The organism is Pseudomonas sp. LB3P58 (assembly GCF_054897895.1).
Genome location: NZ_JBUBVE010000001.1, coordinates 5,094,148 through 5,109,133, shown reverse-complemented (window position 1 = coordinate 5,109,133; position 14,986 = coordinate 5,094,148). Strand labels below are relative to the sequence as shown.

Below are 14,986 nucleotides of genomic sequence, written 5' to 3'. Positions count from 1 at the left end.
ACCTGAATGCGCGTGGCAAAAGGATTGTTGGGTCTGCTGTTGGCGATGCCGCTGCTGGCCTCGGCCGAGGAGATTGGTCGGGTGTCGACGGTGTTCAAGTTTGTCGGTCCGAATGACCGCATCGTCGTCGAAGCGTTTGATGATCCAAAGGTTGAGGGCGTGACCTGCTACCTCTCGCGGGCCAAGACGGGTGGCGTGAAGGGTGGTTTGGGGTTGGCTGAAGATCGTGCAGAAGCGTCTATCGCTTGTCGTCAGGTCGGGCCGATCAGCTTCAAAGGCGAGTTGAAGGATGGTGACGAGGTGTTCAAGGAGCGCACGTCACTGGTGTTCAAGACCATGCAGGTGGTGCGATTCCTCGACAAGAAGCGCAATACGCTGGTGTACCTGGTCTATAGCGATCGTGTGATCGAAGGCAGTCCGCAGAATGCGGTGACTGCGATTCCGATTTTGCCGTGGGCGCAGGCTCAATAAGCTAACGAAGATCCAAATGTGGGAGCGGGCTTGCTCGCGAAGAGGGGGTATCAGCTGATATTAATATCGCCTGATACACCGCTTTCGCGAGCAAGCCCGCTCCCACATTTTTTTTGCGCGGCGTTTACCAAGTCGCAGGCAATAAAAAACCGACCCTAGGGTCGGTTTTTTAACAAGCTTATCGCTTATGCGGCAACAGCAAGGTTCAGAGCCTTGACGTGACCGTTCAGGCGGCTCTTATGACGAGCAGCCTTGTTCTTGTGGATGATGCCTTTATCGGCCATACGGTCGATAACTGGCACGGCCAGAACGTAAGCAGCTTGAGCTTTTTCAGCGTCTTTTGCGTCGATGGCCTTAACTACATTCTTGATGTAGGTACGAACCATGGAACGCAGGCTGGCGTTGTGGCTGCGACGCTTCTCAGCCTGTTTTGCACGTTTTTTGGCGGAAGGTGTGTTGGCCACCGTCGAGCTCCTCGAAAGACTTTTTAGGAAATAGCAAACAAAATAGGCCGCGAATCATGCCGATGAGTTGATGTCTTGTCAAGGGCGGTTGAGACGTTCCGCTAAGTGGTAGGTATAAAGAGGCGGGATATTTATTTCCGGCGCTTGACCTGTAAACTCGCGAGCTTTGGCTCTGTGCTGCTGCGGCGCGGAGTATCGCATAAGTAGGCGCTTTGTTCGCCTGCTGTTTATCGACAGGCACAAACTCTTTCAATGAATCTGCTCAAATCGTTGGCCGCCGTCAGCTCTATCACGATGCTTTCCCGGATTCTGGGGTTCGTTCGTGACACTCTCATTGCGCGCACATTTGGCGCCGGGATGGCGACTGACGCCTTCTTTATCGCCTTCAAATTGCCCAATCTGCTGCGGCGGATCTTCGCCGAAGGGGCTTTTTCCCAGGCATTTGTGCCGATTCTTGCTGAATATAAAAGCCAGAAGGGCGAGGAGGCGACGCGAACCTTCATTGCCTACGTCTCGGGCCTGCTGACGCTGGTGCTGGCGTTGGTCACCGCTTTGGGCATGATCGCTGCGCCGTGGGTCATCTGGGTGACCGCGCCGGGCTTCACCGACACGCCGGAAAAATTCGAGCTGACGGCCAGTCTGTTGCGGGTGACCTTTCCTTACATATTGCTGATCTCCCTGTCTTCGTTGGCCGGGGCGATCCTCAACACGTATAACCGCTTCTCGGTGCCGGCCTTCGTGCCGACCCTGCTCAACGTCAGCATGATCATCTTTTCGGTGTTCCTGACGCCGTACTTCGATCCGCCGGTCATGGCGCTGGGCTGGGCAGTACTGGCGGGTGGTCTGGCGCAATTGCTCTATCAGCTGCCGCACCTGAAAAAGATCGGCCTGCTGGTGTTGCCACGACTGAACCTGCGTGACAGCGGCGTCTGGCGGGTCATGAAACAAATGCTGCCGGCGATTCTCGGTGTATCGGTGAGCCAGATTTCGCTGATCATCAACACCATTTTCGCCTCGTTCCTGGTCGCCGGCTCCGTGTCATGGATGTACTACGCCGACCGTTTGATGGAATTGCCGTCCGGTGTGCTGGGTGTGGCGCTGGGTACGATTCTTCTGCCGACCCTGGCCAAGACCTACGCCAGCAAGGATCGCCAGGAATACTCGCGGATCCTCGATTGGGGGTTGCGCCTGTGTTTCATGCTGGTGTTGCCGTGCTCCCTGGCGCTGGGGATTCTCGCCGAGCCGCTGACGGTTTCTTTGTTCCAGTACGGCCAGTTCAGCGCGTTTGACGCCTCCATGACCCAGCGGGCGCTGATCGCTTATTCGGTCGGTTTACTCGGGATTATCGTGATCAAAGTGCTGGCGCCGGGCTTTTATGCGCAACAAAACATCCGCACACCGGTAAAAATCGCGATTTTCACCCTGATCGTTACCCAATTATTCAACCTGGTGTTGATCGGCCCGCTGGCTCACGCCGGTCTGGCACTGGCCATCAGCATCGGCGCGTGCATTAACGCCAGCCTGCTGTTCTATCAGCTACGTAAGCAGCAGATGTATGAGCCGCAACCGGGTTGGGCGAAGTTCGGCTTCAAGCTAGTGATTGCAGTGTTGGTGATGTCTGCTGTGTTACTGGTGGGAATGCATTTCATGCCAGCCTGGGATCAGGGGCATATGCTGGAGCGGTTCCTGCGTCTGGGCGCATTGGTCGTTGCCGGTGTGGTGGCTTATTTCGGCATGTTGCTGTTGATGGGCTTCCGTTTGCGAGACTTCAATCGCAAAACGCTGAGCTGAGGTCACGACCTCGATAAACACGGGCGAATCGACGGTTTTGTCGGCTCGATCACTTTGGGTTACGGTGTTGCCTGTCGTCGGCCGCCGGGTGTGGTTATAATCGACCACTTTATGAGCAAGAAGCGCGTTATGCAGCTGGTTCGAGGCCTCCACAACTTGCGCCCCCAGCATCGGGGCTGTGTCGCCACTATTGGCAACTTTGACGGTGTTCACCGTGGCCACCAGGCTATCCTGGCGAGGCTCCGTGAGCGCGCGCTCGAGTTGGGCGTGCCCAGCTGCGTGGTGATTTTTGAGCCGCAGCCGCGAGAGTTCTTCGCGCCGGACACGGCGCCGGCCCGTCTGGCCCGGCTGCGGGATAAACTGCAGCTGCTGGCCGAGGAAGGTGTCGACCGGGTCCTGTGCCTGGCCTTCAACCAGCGCTTGAGCAAGCTCAGCGCCAGCGAATTCGTCGACACCATTCTGGTGGATGGCCTCGGTGTGCAACATCTTGAGGTCGGTGACGATTTCCGTTTCGGCTGCGACCGGGTAGGGGATTTCGATTTCCTGCAACAGGCTGGCGTCCTTCAGGGTTTTACCGTCGAAGCGGCGCAGACTGTCGAACTGGACGGTATTCGCGTCAGCAGCACCCAGGTCCGCAATGCACTGGCCGCTGCTGATTTCGCCTTGGCCGAGCGACTGCTCGGGCGTCCGTTCCGGATTGCCGGGCGGGTCCTGCATGGCCAGAAGCTGGCGCGCCAGTTGGGTACGCCCACGGCCAACATACAACTCAAGCGTCGTCGCGTGCCGCTGACCGGGGTTTACCTGGTCAACGTCGACATCGACGGCAAGACCTGGCCAGGCGTCGCCAATATCGGCGTGCGGCCAACCGTTCAAGGTGATGGCAAAGCCCACCTCGAAGTGCATCTTTTAGATTTTGCCGGCGATCTGTATGACCGGCGTTTGACGGTGGTTTTCCACCACAAGCTGCGTGAAGAGCAGCGTTTCGCCTCTCTGGAGGCGCTTAAGACGGCGATCAATGCGGATGTTGCCGCCGCCCGTGCCCTGTCGCACCTAGCGCCAATCGCTAATGAAGAGCCTTAAATGACCGACTATAAAGCCACGCTAAACCTTCCGGACACCGCCTTCCCAATGAAGGCCGGCCTGCCTCAGCGCGAACCGCAGATTCTGCAGCGCTGGGACAGCATTGGCCTGTACGGTAAGTTGCGCGAGATTGGCAAGGATCGTCCGAAGTTCGTACTTCACGACGGTCCTCCGTACGCCAACGGCACGATTCACATCGGTCATGCGCTGAACAAGATTCTCAAGGACATGATCATCCGCTCGAAAACCCTGTCGGGTTTCGACGCGCCTTATGTTCCGGGCTGGGACTGCCACGGTCTGCCGATCGAGCACAAAGTCGAAGTGACCCACGGTAAAAACCTGGGCGCGGACAAGACCCGCGAACTGTGCCGTGCCTACGCCACCGAGCAGATCGAAGGCCAGAAGTCCGAATTCATCCGTCTGGGCGTGTTGGGCGACTTTGCCAACCCGTACAAAACCATGGATTTCAAAAACGAGGCCGGTGAAATCCGTGCCTTGGCAGAAATCGTCAAGGGCGGTTTCGTGTTCAAGGGCCTGAAGCCTGTGAACTGGTGCTTCGACTGCGGTTCGGCCCTGGCTGAAGCGGAAGTCGAGTACGAGAACAAAAAGTCCTCGACCATCGACGTGGCCTTCCCGATTGCCGACGAAGCCAAGCTGGCTGCCGCTTTCGGTCTGCCGTCGCTGGGCAAACCTGCCTCGATCGTGATCTGGACCACCACCCCGTGGACCATCCCGGCCAACCAGGCGCTGAACGTTCACCCGGAATTCAACTACGCCCTGGTCGACGTCGGCGACAAACTGCTGGTGCTGGCTGAAGAGCTGGTCGAGTCGTGCCTGGCCCGTTACAGCCTGGAAGGCTCGGTCATTGCGACCACCACCGGTAAAGAGCTGGAACTGATCAACTTCCGTCACCCGTTCTACGACCGTCTGTCGCCGGTTTACCTGGCCGAGTACGTTGAACTGGGCGCTGGCACCGGCGTAGTTCACTCCTCGCCGGCCTATGGCGTGGACGACTTCGTGACCTGCAAGAAGTACGGCATGGTCAACGACGACATCCTCAACCCGGTACAGAGCAACGGCGTTTACGCAACGTCGCTGGAGTTCTTTGGCGGCCAGTTCATCTGGAAAGCCAACCCGGCCATCGTCGACAAGTTGACCGAAGTGGGTGCGCTGCTGCACACCAGCATCATCGAACACAGCTACATGCACTGCTGGCGTCACAAGACTCCGCTGATCTACCGTGCCACCGCGCAGTGGTTCATCGGCATGGACAAAGAACCTGTGACCGGCGACACCCTGCGCAAGCGGGCGATCAAAGCCATCGAAGAGACCAAGTTCGTTCCGGCCTGGGGTCAGGCGCGCCTGCATTCGATGATCGCCAACCGTCCGGACTGGTGCATCTCCCGTCAGCGCAACTGGGGCGTGCCGATCCCGTTCTTCCTGAACAAGGAAAGCGGCGAGCTGCACCCACGTACCGCCGAGCTGATGGAAGAAGTCGCCAAGCGCGTCGAAGTCGAAGGCATCGAAGCCTGGTTCAAGATGGACGCTGCCGAGCTACTCGGTGACGAAGCGCCGCAATACGACAAGATCAGCGACACCCTGGACGTCTGGTTCGATTCGGGCACCACTCACTGGCACGTTCTGCGCGGTTCGCACCCGATGGGCCACGAGACCGGTCCACGTGCCGACCTGTACCTGGAAGGTTCGGACCAACACCGTGGCTGGTTCCACTCGTCGTTGCTGACCGGTTGCGCCATCGACAATCACGCGCCGTACCGCGAGCTGCTGACTCACGGCTTCACCGTCGATGAGTCCGGCCGCAAGATGTCCAAGTCCCTGGGCAACGTGATCGCGCCGCAAAAGGTCAACGACACCCTGGGCGCCGACATCATGCGTCTGTGGGTCGCTTCCACCGATTACTCGGGTGAAATGGCGGTTTCCGAGCAGATCCTGCAGCGCAGTGCGGACGCCTACCGGCGGATCCGTAACACCGCGCGCTTCCTGCTCTCCAACCTGACCGGTTTCAACCCGGCCACCGACATCCTGCCGGCCGAAGAAATGCTGGCGCTGGACCGTTGGGCCGTGGACCGCACCCTGCTGCTGCAACGCGAGCTGCAAGAGCACTACAGCGAATACCGCTTCTGGAACGTCTACTCCAAGATCCACAACTTCTGCGTGCAGGAGTTGGGCGGTTTCTATCTCGACATCATCAAGGACCGTCAGTACACCACTGGCGCCAACAGCAAGGCCCGCCGTTCGGCGCAAACCGCGCTGTACCACATCTCCGAAGCGCTGGTGCGCTGGATCGCGCCGATCCTGGCATTCACCGCTGACGAACTGTGGGAATACCTGCCGGGCGAGCGTAACGAATCGGTAATGCTCAACACCTGGTACGAAGGTCTGACCGAGCTGCCGGAAAACGTCGAGCTGGACCGCGCCTACTGGGAGCGGATCATGGCGGTGAAGGTCGCGGTCAACAAGGAAATGGAAATCCAGCGCGCGGCCAAGGCCGTCGGTGGCAACCTGCAAGCCGAAGTGACGCTGTTCGCCGAAGAGGCGCTGAGCGCCGACCTGGCCAAGCTGAGCAACGAACTGCGCTTCGTACTGATCACCTCGACCGCTACTGTTGCACCGTTCGTTCAGGCGCCGGCCGATGCCGTGGTCACCGAAGTCAGCGGTTTGAAACTGCAAGTGGTCAAGTCGAGCCACGCCAAGTGCGCCCGTTGCTGGCACTGCCGTGAAGACGTCGGCGTGAACCCGGAGCATCCGGAAATCTGCGGTCGTTGCGTCGACAACATCAGCGGCGCTGGCGAGGTTCGTCACTATGCCTAATGCGGCTGGCCGTTTCGGACGGCTGAGCTGGCTCTGGTTGAGTTTGCTGGTCCTGGTCATCGACCAGGCCAGCAAGTTCTACTTCGAAGGCAAGCTCGAGATGTACCAGCAAATCGTGGTGATCCCCGATTTGTTCAGCTGGACCCTGGCCTACAACACAGGCGCAGCGTTCAGCTTCCTGGCCGACAGCTCCGGCTGGCAGCGCTGGCTGTTTGCCCTGATCGCGGTCGTGGTCAGTGCGGTGCTGGTGGTGTGGCTCAAGCGTCTGGGGCGCAACGAAACCTGGCTGGCCGTCGCTTTGGCGCTGGTGCTGGGCGGCGCGCTGGGTAATCTGTATGACCGCATTGCCCTGGGCCATGTGATCGATTTCATTCTGGTGCATTGGCAGAATCGCTGGTATTTCCCGGCGTTCAACTTTGCCGACAGTGCAATCACTGTCGGTGCCGTAATGCTTGCGCTGGACATGTTCAAAAGTAAAAAGACCGGAGAAGCCGTTCATGACTGAACAGGTATTGGCTGAGCAACGCATCCGCCAGAACACGGAAGTCACTTTGCACTTTGCACTGCGCCTGGAGAACGGCGACACCGTCGACAGCACCTTCGACAAAGCCCCGGCGACCTTCAAGGTCGGTGACGGCAACCTGTTGCCAGGGTTCGAAGCAGCGCTGTTCGGCTTCAAGGCTGGCGACAAGCGTACGCTGACGATTCTGCCGGAAAACGCTTTTGGCCAACCCAACCCGCAGAACGTACAGATCATCCCGCGCTCGCAGTTCAAGGACATGGAACTGTCGCCTGGCTTGCTGGTGATCTTCAACGATGCGGCCAATACTGAGTTGCCCGGTGTGGTGAAGGTATTCGATGACGAGCAAGTGACCATCGACTTCAACCACCCGCTGGCCGGCAAGACATTGACCTTTGACGTCGAGATCATCAACGTCAAATCGTTGTAACTGACCGAACACGGTCAAAATGTGGGAGTGAGCCTGCTCGCGAAAGCGGTGTGTCAGTCAACATTGATGTTGAATGTGATGACGCTTTCGCGAGCAGGCTCGCTCCCACAGTAAGAAGTTTTTTTACTGTTTTCGCTATTTCTTGCGCGCAAGACACGAGGCACAGCATGCAAATCAAACTCGCCAACCCCCGTGGCTTCTGCGCCGGTGTGGACCGGGCGATCGAAATCGTCAACCGCGCCCTGGAAGTCTTCGGGCCGCCGATCTACGTGCGCCACGAAGTGGTCCACAACAAATTCGTCGTCGAAGACCTGCGTGCTCGCGGGGCGATCTTCGTCGAAGAACTGGATCAGGTGCCGGACGACGTCATCGTGATCTTCAGTGCCCACGGTGTTTCCCAGGCCGTGCGTACCGAAGCCGCCGGTCGTGGCCTGAAGGTGTTCGACGCCACTTGCCCGCTGGTGACCAAGGTACACATCGAAGTTGCACGCTACAGCCGCGACGGCCGTGAATGCATCCTCATCGGCCACGCCGGTCACCCGGAAGTCGAAGGCACCATGGGCCAGTACGATGGCAGCAATGGTGGCGCGATCTATCTGGTCGAAGACGAGAAAGACGTCGCCGCCTTGCAGGTGAACAACCCGGAAAAACTGGCGTTCGTGACCCAGACCACCCTGTCCATGGACGATACCAGCCGCGTCATCGACGCCCTGCGTACACGCTTCCCGGCGATCGGTGGCCCGCGCAAGGACGACATCTGCTACGCCACGCAAAACCGTCAGGATGCGGTCAAGCAACTGGCCGATGAGTGCGACGTGGTACTGGTGGTCGGCAGCCCGAACAGCTCCAACTCCAATCGCTTGCGTGAACTGGCCGAGCGCATGGCCACCCCGGCCTATCTGATCGACGGCGCCGAAGACCTGCAAAAGAGCTGGTTCGACGGTGTCGAGCGAATCGGCATCACCGCTGGCGCCTCCGCACCGGAAGTGCTGGTGCGTGGCGTGATCCAGCAGTTGCAGGCGTGGGGCGCTACCGGCGCCGATGAACTGGCCGGTCGCGAGGAGAACATCACCTTCTCCATGCCTAAAGAGTTGCGCGTCCGCTCCCTGCTTTAACGCTTTTGCCCCCTGGGCACAGCGCCTGCTCAGCCTTATGGCTGCGCAGGCTGACGCGGCCGGTCGCGGCCAGCACCACCTGGAGCTGAGTGACCGGTTCGCGGGCTGCGCAAATGTGCAATGTCCCCGCTTGAAAGGCCCGCCCGGGCATCTGTGGCTCGCCAATACTGTTGAAGCGTATGTATCGTCTGACCGGCCAATTGCCGACAATCGGCACCTGAGTGCCACTCGCGCGCTCAACCAGCAGCGGATTGCTGTTGTCCTCCGCGCCTTTGCCACTGATATCCAGAATGATCCGCCAGCCCTGACTCCAGTCGTCGTTGATGCCGTAAATCACGACGCTCTGGTTGCGTGTGATGGCAACGGTTCTGGCGTTGCGTATGCCACTGATCAGCGATTGCGCGGCCTCCTCGCGATGGTTCGATTCGGTGAGTGCCGCGAACGCCGGACTGACCAACAGCAGAACAATCCCGACAATTGTCAGTCCCATGAGCAGTTCGATCAGGCTGAAACCTCGCTGATGCATGTCATCTCCCTCCCTGGAGTGCTGCGGCCCGCGCGATCCCTGCGCGAGTAATGGCAAAACAACCGAACACCTGCCGGTCGAATGTTCTAGCGTGTAGAAGCAGGTATAGCCGACGGCAACGGAGGGCACCGATGGATCATCGTACAAAAGGTTTCACGCTGATCGAGTTGCTGATCGCGCTCGCGGTGTTTCTGGTCCTGATCACGCTGGCCGTACCGGCGTTTACCCGTTCGGCGCAAATCACCAAGGCCGACACCGAAATCGGCGATCTGCAACGCGGACTCAATTTCGCCCGACTTGAGGCTATCGACCGTGGTGCCACCACCCGACTGCGCCCGACGGCCGGCGGCAGCGACTGGACCGGAGAATTAACGGTCTTTGACGGTACTGGCAATCCGGCCAATGTATTGCGGGTTGTTCCAGCGATGGGCAGCGGCGCGACTCTGACGCTAACCTCAGGAGTGACCGCCATCGATTTCAACAACCTTGGCGGGTTGTCGGCACCGTCCACGGCGGTTGTGATCAGCTACGTACGGGGGGCGCAAAGCAGGACACTGAATGTGTGTTTGAACGGACGAATTCTATTGGGTGGAAGCTGCGGATGAGGGGATGGAGCAAGCGTGCACAGGAGGGCATGACGCTGATCGAAGTCTTGGTTGCGTTGTTGATTCTGACGGTGGGGCTGTTGGGGGCTGCGGCGATTCAGCTCAATGCGCTGAAGTACACGGACAGCGCGCGGATGACCAGCCAGGCGAGTTTTATCGCCTACGACATGATGGACCGCATTCGTGCCAACTCCGGTGCCGACTACACCGTCACGCCTCCGACCTCAGGCAACCTGAGCGTCGCGCGGGATCAGGACCTCTACGACTTCACCACCAACATTGTCAATTTCGGCGGCGCCACGGCTACTGGCAGCGTTACGCTCAATCAGCGGGTGTACACCATCACCATCACCTGGGATGACTCGCGGGCTGCGAACATCGCCAATTCGCGGCGCAGTTTCGTCCTGACCAGTCGCGCCACCGTTGATCCGGTGTCGACACCATGAACCAGGCCAACAGAGGTTTCGGCCTGATCGAGTTACTGATCGCCCTGGCATTGAGTCTGGTCGTGGTCCTGGGCGTGGCGCAGATTTTCATCGCGGCCAAGAATACTTATGTCAGCCAGAACACCGCTGCCGCCATGCAGGAAGATGCGCGGTTCGTGCTGAGCAAGATGATTCAGGAAATTCGCATGGTCGGCATGTTCGGATGTCTGGGGGCGGTCACCGATTCAAGCTCGGCAGGTGACTTCAATGCCAGCCAGACAACGCCCATCAGTTGGGATAACGCCAACCTCAAACTGACCCTGGTGACAGCGGATGTCGGCGGCAGTGGTGGGGTACCGACCTGGACGGTGGTTTCCGATTGTCGGAACAATGCAACGGCCTACACCGGCGCCCGGGTTCCGGGGTCGGGCGAGCTGGCGTTTCCGATCCGACGCTTGATCTACAGCTTCAGCAACAATCAACTGCTGATGGGTGTCGGCACCGGCACGCCGGCTCAGGCGGTGCTGGTGAACAACGTCAGTGCCTTCAACGTGAGCTTCGGCCTCGCCAGTTCCGCCACTGATGTGGCCGCCTCCAGTTACAGCAATAACCCCACTGATCCGGCGCGCATCCGTAGTGTTCGCCTGACGTTGACCCTCACCGACCCGAACAACCGGGTAGGCAATCAAACCTTCAACGTGGTTGCCGCGCTACGCAACCGCTTGCCATGAGGGGAGGGCCGATGAGTATTTCTCCCGTGCCCCATCACGCCCAGCGGGGCATGGCGCTGCTGGTTAGCCTGGTGTTTCTTCTGTTGCTGACATTGATCGGTCTTTCATCGATGCAAAACGCCACCCTGCAGGAAAAAATGGCGGCCAGCGTGACCTTGCGCAATCAGTCGTTCCAGGGCGCTGAGTCGGCGTTGCGCGTAGGTGAAAGCGCGGTGCAACTGGAGACCTTTTCGTTGCCGGTCTGCAGCGGCACCACCCAATGCGCGCCACCGGCCGAGTCGTCGACAATCACCGGCGCCGGCTTCAATTCCACCTCGGGAGTAACCTGGATCGCCTCCGGCAGTGGTTTTTACGGGGTGCAGAACATCGGCACCACACTGACCGCAGTGAATGTGCCGAGCAACACCTCGACAACGCTGTACCGGGTGACCGCAGTCGGCATCGCGGGCAACTCGCGCAGTGTGGTGGAGAGTATCTATGCGAAGTACTGAACGGCACGCCGGTCTGTGGCGCCTGGTTTGCGGCGTGCTGTTGGGTTTTTATCTCTCGGCGCCAGCCTATGCCTTCACTCCGTCGGATTCACCGCTGCTGAGCGCTGCAGCCGTCGCACCGAACGTGATGTTGTTGATCGACGATTCGGGCAGCATGAACAGCATCATCTACGCTGCGGGGTTTGATCCGGCAGTGCAGCGAACCCCGGCCCGGCAATGCAATGCGCTGCTCGGGCTATGTCTGGGTTTCTCCTACATCACCGGTGACACGATCTTCCTCTCCAGCTTGCCGTCGTCCGGCTGCTCCAACGGTTACTACGCGTTTTACAACAACAGCCTCGCGCCCCAGTGCCTCAAACTGCCCGATCCGGTAGGCAACGAAAATACCCGATATTCTGCGGATTACATTTCGTACCTGGTGGGGCTGGCCAACGGTAGCAACCGTGATTTCACCACGGGTTCAATCCCCAACGATTACCGGATGAACGTTGCGCGCAAGGCGTCCACCGATCTGGTGACCACTAACCGCGGGCTGCGTATTGGCTTGGCGACGTTCAACCCGGTCAACAGCAACAACTCTGGCAATGGTGGCTACATCGCCCGTTCCATTAGCGATCTGGCGGACCAGGCCAACTACAGCGCCCTGATTACCTCGATCAACGGCTTGAGTGCGGTCGCCAGCACGCCGCTGGCGGAAACCTATTACGAAGTGACCCGGTATATGCGCGGCATGGCACCGTTCTACAACACGACGCCTACCACCTACACCAGTCCGATCCAGTACCGCTGCCAGAAAAACTATGGTGTGGTGATTACCGACGGCTTGCCCACCTTTGACCGGACCTTCCCGACCACCGATCCCCTGGGCGGTACCCGACTGCCCAATTGGGACGGTGTAAACAACGATGGCCCCGGCGGCGATGATGAGGGCGATACGCTTTACCTGGATGACATTGCCAAGTTCGCCTTCGACATCGACATGCGCACGACCGGCACCGATTCTGCGAGCAAAAGCTGGGATGCAGCGGATTTTCCAAAGCAGAACATGAACACTTACACCGTCGGTTTCGCCACTGCGAACCAGATGTTGTCGGACGCGGCGACTTACGGGCAGGGCAAGTATTACCAGGCGACCGACAGTGCAGGACTCAACAGTGCACTCTCGTCCGCCCTGAGCGATATCACCTCCAAGGCCGGCTCCGGCGGCAGTGGCGTCGCCAGCGGGACCACTCTGGCCAGCGGTTCGAGTTACTTTCAGACCAGTTACGATCCCAAGGATTGGCGCGGCACGATCAAGTCCTACGGATTTACCTCCAGTGGTGCGGTCAACACTGCCTCGGTGTTGTGGACAACCGATACCGCCATCGTGCCCGGTGCCACGGCGCCGACCTATCAATCCTGGAACACCCTGACCAATGCGGCCGTGACGCTGGCCTACGCCAGTTTTTCCCCTGCCCAGCAAACATCCCTCAACCAGAGTTTGCCCACCGGCATCACCGGCAGCGATCTGGTGGAGTGGAGCAAGGGCACCAACAAGGCCGGCCTGAAAGTGCGCAGTGTGCTGCTTGGCGACATCATCAATTCGCCGTTAGCCCTGGCGTCGCCCACGGATAAAACCGCGTCCGATCTGTCAGGCGACACCACTTACAGCACCTATCTGGCAACCAAAGCGGCAAGCATGAACGCCAGCCTCGTGGTGAACGCCAACGACGGCTTTGTAAACATCATCAACACGGCCAACGGCACAAGGCGTTACGCTTTTATGCCGTCCAGTGTGTTGCCGTCACTGCACTACATCGCCGACTCCACTTATGTAAACGGGGTGAGTCACAAGTTTCTGGTGGACGGCCAGGTGGGCGTGTTCGATGCCCAGCTCAACAGTGCCTGGAAGACCCTTGCGTTGGGCGGGACAGGGGCGGGGGGCAGGACCTTCTACGCGTTGCAGTTGTTCGACGCATCGGCCGGTAACGTAACGAAGGCGTTGTGGGAGATCAGCGCACCGGCCACAGCAAACACGGCGAACATTTTCAATGATCTGGGTTATGCCTACGCACGACCGGAAGTGGCACGCTTGGCCGACGGTCGATGGGCGGCATTCATTTCCAACGGTTATGGCAGCAACTCCGGGGTGGCAGCGTTGTACGTGGTCGACATTCGCGACGGCACGCTGATCAAGAAAATCGTGGTCGACGGCGCCGAGACGACCAACGGCCTGTCGTCGGTAAAACTTCGGGTCAACTCGCAGAATGTGGTGCAGGCCGCTTATGGCGGCGATTTGAAGGGGCGGATGTGGAAGTTTGATTTGAGCGCCACGGCCCCGGAATCGTGGGATCTGGCGTTTTCCCGCAATCCGCTGTTTACCACCGCAGGTGGCATCACCCAGCCGATTACCGCGCAACCATTGCTGGCGGACAATTCGTTGGGGGGGAAGGAAGTGTTTTTCGGTACCGGTAAATTCAATGAGACTGCCGACAAGACCAACAAAGACCTTCAGGCTTTCTATGCCGTGTGGGATGCGGAGGGTGGCTCCGGACAAATCACAACGTCCAGTTTGCAGGCACAGTCGGTGACTGGCGTGTTCTCGGGTAGCAGTGGGCAATTCATCACCACCAGCCAGAACGACGTGACCTATCCGGCGAAAAAAGGCTGGTACCTGCCGCTGGTGTACAACAACGTGCTAACCGGTGAGCGGGTGATCAATCAGGCCAGTCTGGTGGCCGGCCGGATTGTGTTCACCACGGCCAGCGTGGACACCACTGACCCTTGCGCCAGTTTCGGTACCGGCAAACTGGTCGAGCTGGATGCATTCAGCGGTAAGATGCTCAATTACGCGGTGCTCGACACCAATGGTGACGGGCTGGTCGACAGCACGGATTCGATATCAAGCGGGGTGATTTTCACCGGTGGTATTCCGACGCTGAACGCGATCGTCAACAATGCGTCCCGCAAGATTGTGAACGACTCCAGCGGTGGCATCAGATCCCTGGGGGAAAAGCCCGGCAGCGGCGGCGGCAGCCGTCGCATCATGTGGCGACAAATACAGTAAGTGAGAGTTGAGGCATGCGCAGATCCAACCGAGGTTTTACCCTGATCGAAATCATGATCGTGATTGCGATCATCGGGATCGTCATCACCATTGGCTACCCGAGCCTCACCGAGTATGTGAACAAGGGGCGCCGCACTGAAGTCGCCGGCCTGCTCTCCGAACAAGCGCAGATCCTTGAACGCTACTATTCGAAGAATAATGTCTACACCAATGCCACCGGCCTGAGCGCCGGTAATGACTTCTACACCATCACCCCGACCCTGACCGATCAGACCTTCCTGCTGACGGCGGTGCGCAAGCCCGGCAAGGCCATGGCAGCTGACAAGTGCGGTGATTTCACCATCACCAACACTGGCGTCAGAAGCTTGGTCAATGCGACGGCCGCGACCAAGGATTGCTGGGGTCGCTGAGTTCTTTTTTTGGGTGCCTTTTTGCGCCCTCTGTCTATTTAACGGTTGG

15 protein-coding genes are annotated in these 14,986 nt (G+C 59.1%); 13 read left to right on the top strand and 2 right to left on the bottom strand.

The window, feature by feature from the left end; translation table 11 throughout:
* Window positions 1-6: 6 nt before the first annotated feature.
* Window positions 7-471, top strand: a complete 465-nt coding sequence (locus tag ACYZTZ_RS23805) for a CreA family protein (protein ID WP_461999886.1) — start codon at window positions 7-9, stop codon at window positions 469-471.
* Window positions 472-656: 185 nt separating this feature from the next.
* Here the strand turns inward: ACYZTZ_RS23805 and rpsT are convergent, their stop codons facing one another.
* Window positions 657-935, bottom strand: a complete 279-nt coding sequence (rpsT, locus tag ACYZTZ_RS23800) for a 30S ribosomal protein S20 (RefSeq protein WP_008154937.1) — start codon at window positions 933-935, stop codon at window positions 657-659.
* Window positions 936-1,187: 252 nt separating this feature from the next.
* On the opposite strand from rpsT, the gene murJ reads away from it, so the two are divergent.
* The 6 genes from murJ to ispH all read left to right on the top strand — a co-directional run bounded on the left by murJ (window position 1,188) and on the right by ispH (window position 8,703).
* Window positions 1,188-2,726 (top strand): murein biosynthesis integral membrane protein MurJ, encoded by a 1,539-nt coding sequence (gene murJ, locus ACYZTZ_RS23795; RefSeq protein WP_461999885.1) that lies wholly within the window; start codon window positions 1,188-1,190, stop codon window positions 2,724-2,726.
* A 129-nt stretch (window positions 2,727-2,855) separates the two neighbouring features.
* Complete coding sequence (ribF, locus tag ACYZTZ_RS23790) at window positions 2,856-3,806, top strand: bifunctional riboflavin kinase/FAD synthetase (RefSeq protein WP_056742826.1); 951 nt, start codon at window positions 2,856-2,858, stop codon at window positions 3,804-3,806.
* The gene (ileS, locus tag ACYZTZ_RS23785) at window positions 3,807-6,638 is read left to right on the top strand and encodes an isoleucine--tRNA ligase (protein ID WP_461999884.1); all 2,832 of its coding nucleotides are present in this window, start codon (window positions 3,807-3,809) and stop codon (window positions 6,636-6,638) included.
* On the top strand, window positions 6,631-7,143 hold the full coding sequence (lspA, locus tag ACYZTZ_RS23780) for a signal peptidase II (protein WP_033054294.1): 513 nt from the start codon (window positions 6,631-6,633) through the stop codon (window positions 7,141-7,143). The genes ileS and lspA overlap by 8 nt, the downstream gene beginning before the upstream one ends.
* 7 nt (window positions 7,144-7,150) lie before the next feature.
* Window positions 7,151-7,588, top strand: coding sequence for an FKBP-type peptidyl-prolyl cis-trans isomerase (gene fkpB / locus ACYZTZ_RS23775; protein WP_462000708.1), 438 nt, complete (start codon window positions 7,151-7,153; stop codon window positions 7,586-7,588).
* A 167-nt stretch (window positions 7,589-7,755) separates the two neighbouring features.
* Complete coding sequence (gene ispH, locus ACYZTZ_RS23770) at window positions 7,756-8,703, top strand: 4-hydroxy-3-methylbut-2-enyl diphosphate reductase (protein ID WP_033054296.1); 948 nt, start codon at window positions 7,756-7,758, stop codon at window positions 8,701-8,703.
* On the opposite strand, the gene ACYZTZ_RS23765 is transcribed toward ispH, so the two are convergent.
* A complete protein-coding gene (locus ACYZTZ_RS23765) occupies window positions 8,672-9,229 on the bottom strand; it encodes a GspH/FimT family pseudopilin (protein ID WP_461999883.1) in 558 nt (185 codons plus the stop codon). The two genes, ispH and ACYZTZ_RS23765, sit on opposite strands and share 32 nt — an antisense overlap.
* 131 nt (window positions 9,230-9,360) lie before the next feature.
* Between ACYZTZ_RS23765 and ACYZTZ_RS23760 the strand changes: the two genes are divergently transcribed.
* From ACYZTZ_RS23760 to ACYZTZ_RS23735, 6 genes are read left to right on the top strand one after another with little or no spacing between them, the layout of a single operon-like run.
* Entirely contained in the window at window positions 9,361-9,834 is a 474-nt protein-coding gene (locus ACYZTZ_RS23760; RefSeq protein ID WP_461999881.1) for a GspH/FimT family pseudopilin, read from the top strand.
* Complete coding sequence (gene pilV / locus ACYZTZ_RS23755) at window positions 9,831-10,280, top strand: type IV pilus modification protein PilV (RefSeq protein WP_461999880.1); 450 nt, start codon at window positions 9,831-9,833, stop codon at window positions 10,278-10,280. Before ACYZTZ_RS23760 ends, pilV begins: the two co-directional genes overlap by 4 nt.
* Window positions 10,277-10,990, top strand: a complete 714-nt coding sequence (locus ACYZTZ_RS23750; RefSeq protein ID WP_461999879.1) for a PilW family protein — start codon at window positions 10,277-10,279, stop codon at window positions 10,988-10,990. The genes pilV and ACYZTZ_RS23750 overlap by 4 nt, the downstream gene beginning before the upstream one ends.
* Window positions 10,991-11,001: 11 nt before the next feature.
* Window positions 11,002-11,481 carry a pilus assembly PilX family protein gene (locus ACYZTZ_RS23745; protein ID WP_461999878.1) on the top strand — a complete coding sequence of 160 codons (480 nt, stop codon included), beginning with the start codon at window positions 11,002-11,004 and terminating at the stop codon, window positions 11,479-11,481.
* Complete coding sequence (locus tag ACYZTZ_RS23740; RefSeq protein ID WP_461999877.1) at window positions 11,468-14,527, top strand: pilus assembly protein; 3,060 nt, start codon at window positions 11,468-11,470, stop codon at window positions 14,525-14,527. Before ACYZTZ_RS23745 ends, ACYZTZ_RS23740 begins: the two co-directional genes overlap by 14 nt.
* Window positions 14,528-14,541: 14 nt before the next feature.
* Window positions 14,542-14,937 carry a type IV pilin protein gene (locus ACYZTZ_RS23735; RefSeq protein WP_461999876.1) on the top strand — a complete coding sequence of 132 codons (396 nt, stop codon included), beginning with the start codon at window positions 14,542-14,544 and terminating at the stop codon, window positions 14,935-14,937.
* Window positions 14,938-14,986: the final 49 nt, after the last annotated feature.

Bases quoted from the DNA above. Each gene is read 5' to 3' on its own strand.
- ACYZTZ_RS23805 (WP_461999886.1), top strand. From the start codon at position 7: ATGCGCGTGGCAAAAGGATTGTTGGGTCTGCTGTTGGCGATGCCGCTG.
- ACYZTZ_RS23750 (WP_461999879.1), top strand. From the start codon at position 10,277: ATGAACCAGGCCAACAGAGGTTTCGGCCTGATCGAGTTACTGATCGCC.
- murJ (WP_461999885.1), top strand. From the start codon at position 1,188: ATGAATCTGCTCAAATCGTTGGCCGCCGTCAGCTCTATCACGATGCTT.
- pilV (WP_461999880.1), top strand. From the start codon at position 9,831: ATGAGGGGATGGAGCAAGCGTGCACAGGAGGGCATGACGCTGATCGAA.
- ACYZTZ_RS23745 (WP_461999878.1), top strand. From the start codon at position 11,002: ATGAGTATTTCTCCCGTGCCCCATCACGCCCAGCGGGGCATGGCGCTG.
- ACYZTZ_RS23740 (WP_461999877.1), top strand. From the start codon at position 11,468: ATGCGAAGTACTGAACGGCACGCCGGTCTGTGGCGCCTGGTTTGCGGC.
- ispH (WP_033054296.1), top strand. From the start codon at position 7,756: ATGCAAATCAAACTCGCCAACCCCCGTGGCTTCTGCGCCGGTGTGGAC.
- ileS (WP_461999884.1), top strand. From the start codon at position 3,807: ATGACCGACTATAAAGCCACGCTAAACCTTCCGGACACCGCCTTCCCA.
- lspA (WP_033054294.1), top strand. From the start codon at position 6,631: ATGCCTAATGCGGCTGGCCGTTTCGGACGGCTGAGCTGGCTCTGGTTG.
- ACYZTZ_RS23735 (WP_461999876.1), top strand. From the start codon at position 14,542: ATGCGCAGATCCAACCGAGGTTTTACCCTGATCGAAATCATGATCGTG.
- ACYZTZ_RS23760 (WP_461999881.1), top strand. From the start codon at position 9,361: ATGGATCATCGTACAAAAGGTTTCACGCTGATCGAGTTGCTGATCGCG.
- ribF (WP_056742826.1), top strand. From the start codon at position 2,856: ATGCAGCTGGTTCGAGGCCTCCACAACTTGCGCCCCCAGCATCGGGGC.
- ACYZTZ_RS23765 (WP_461999883.1), bottom strand. From the start codon at position 9,229: ATGCATCAGCGAGGTTTCAGCCTGATCGAACTGCTCATGGGACTGACA.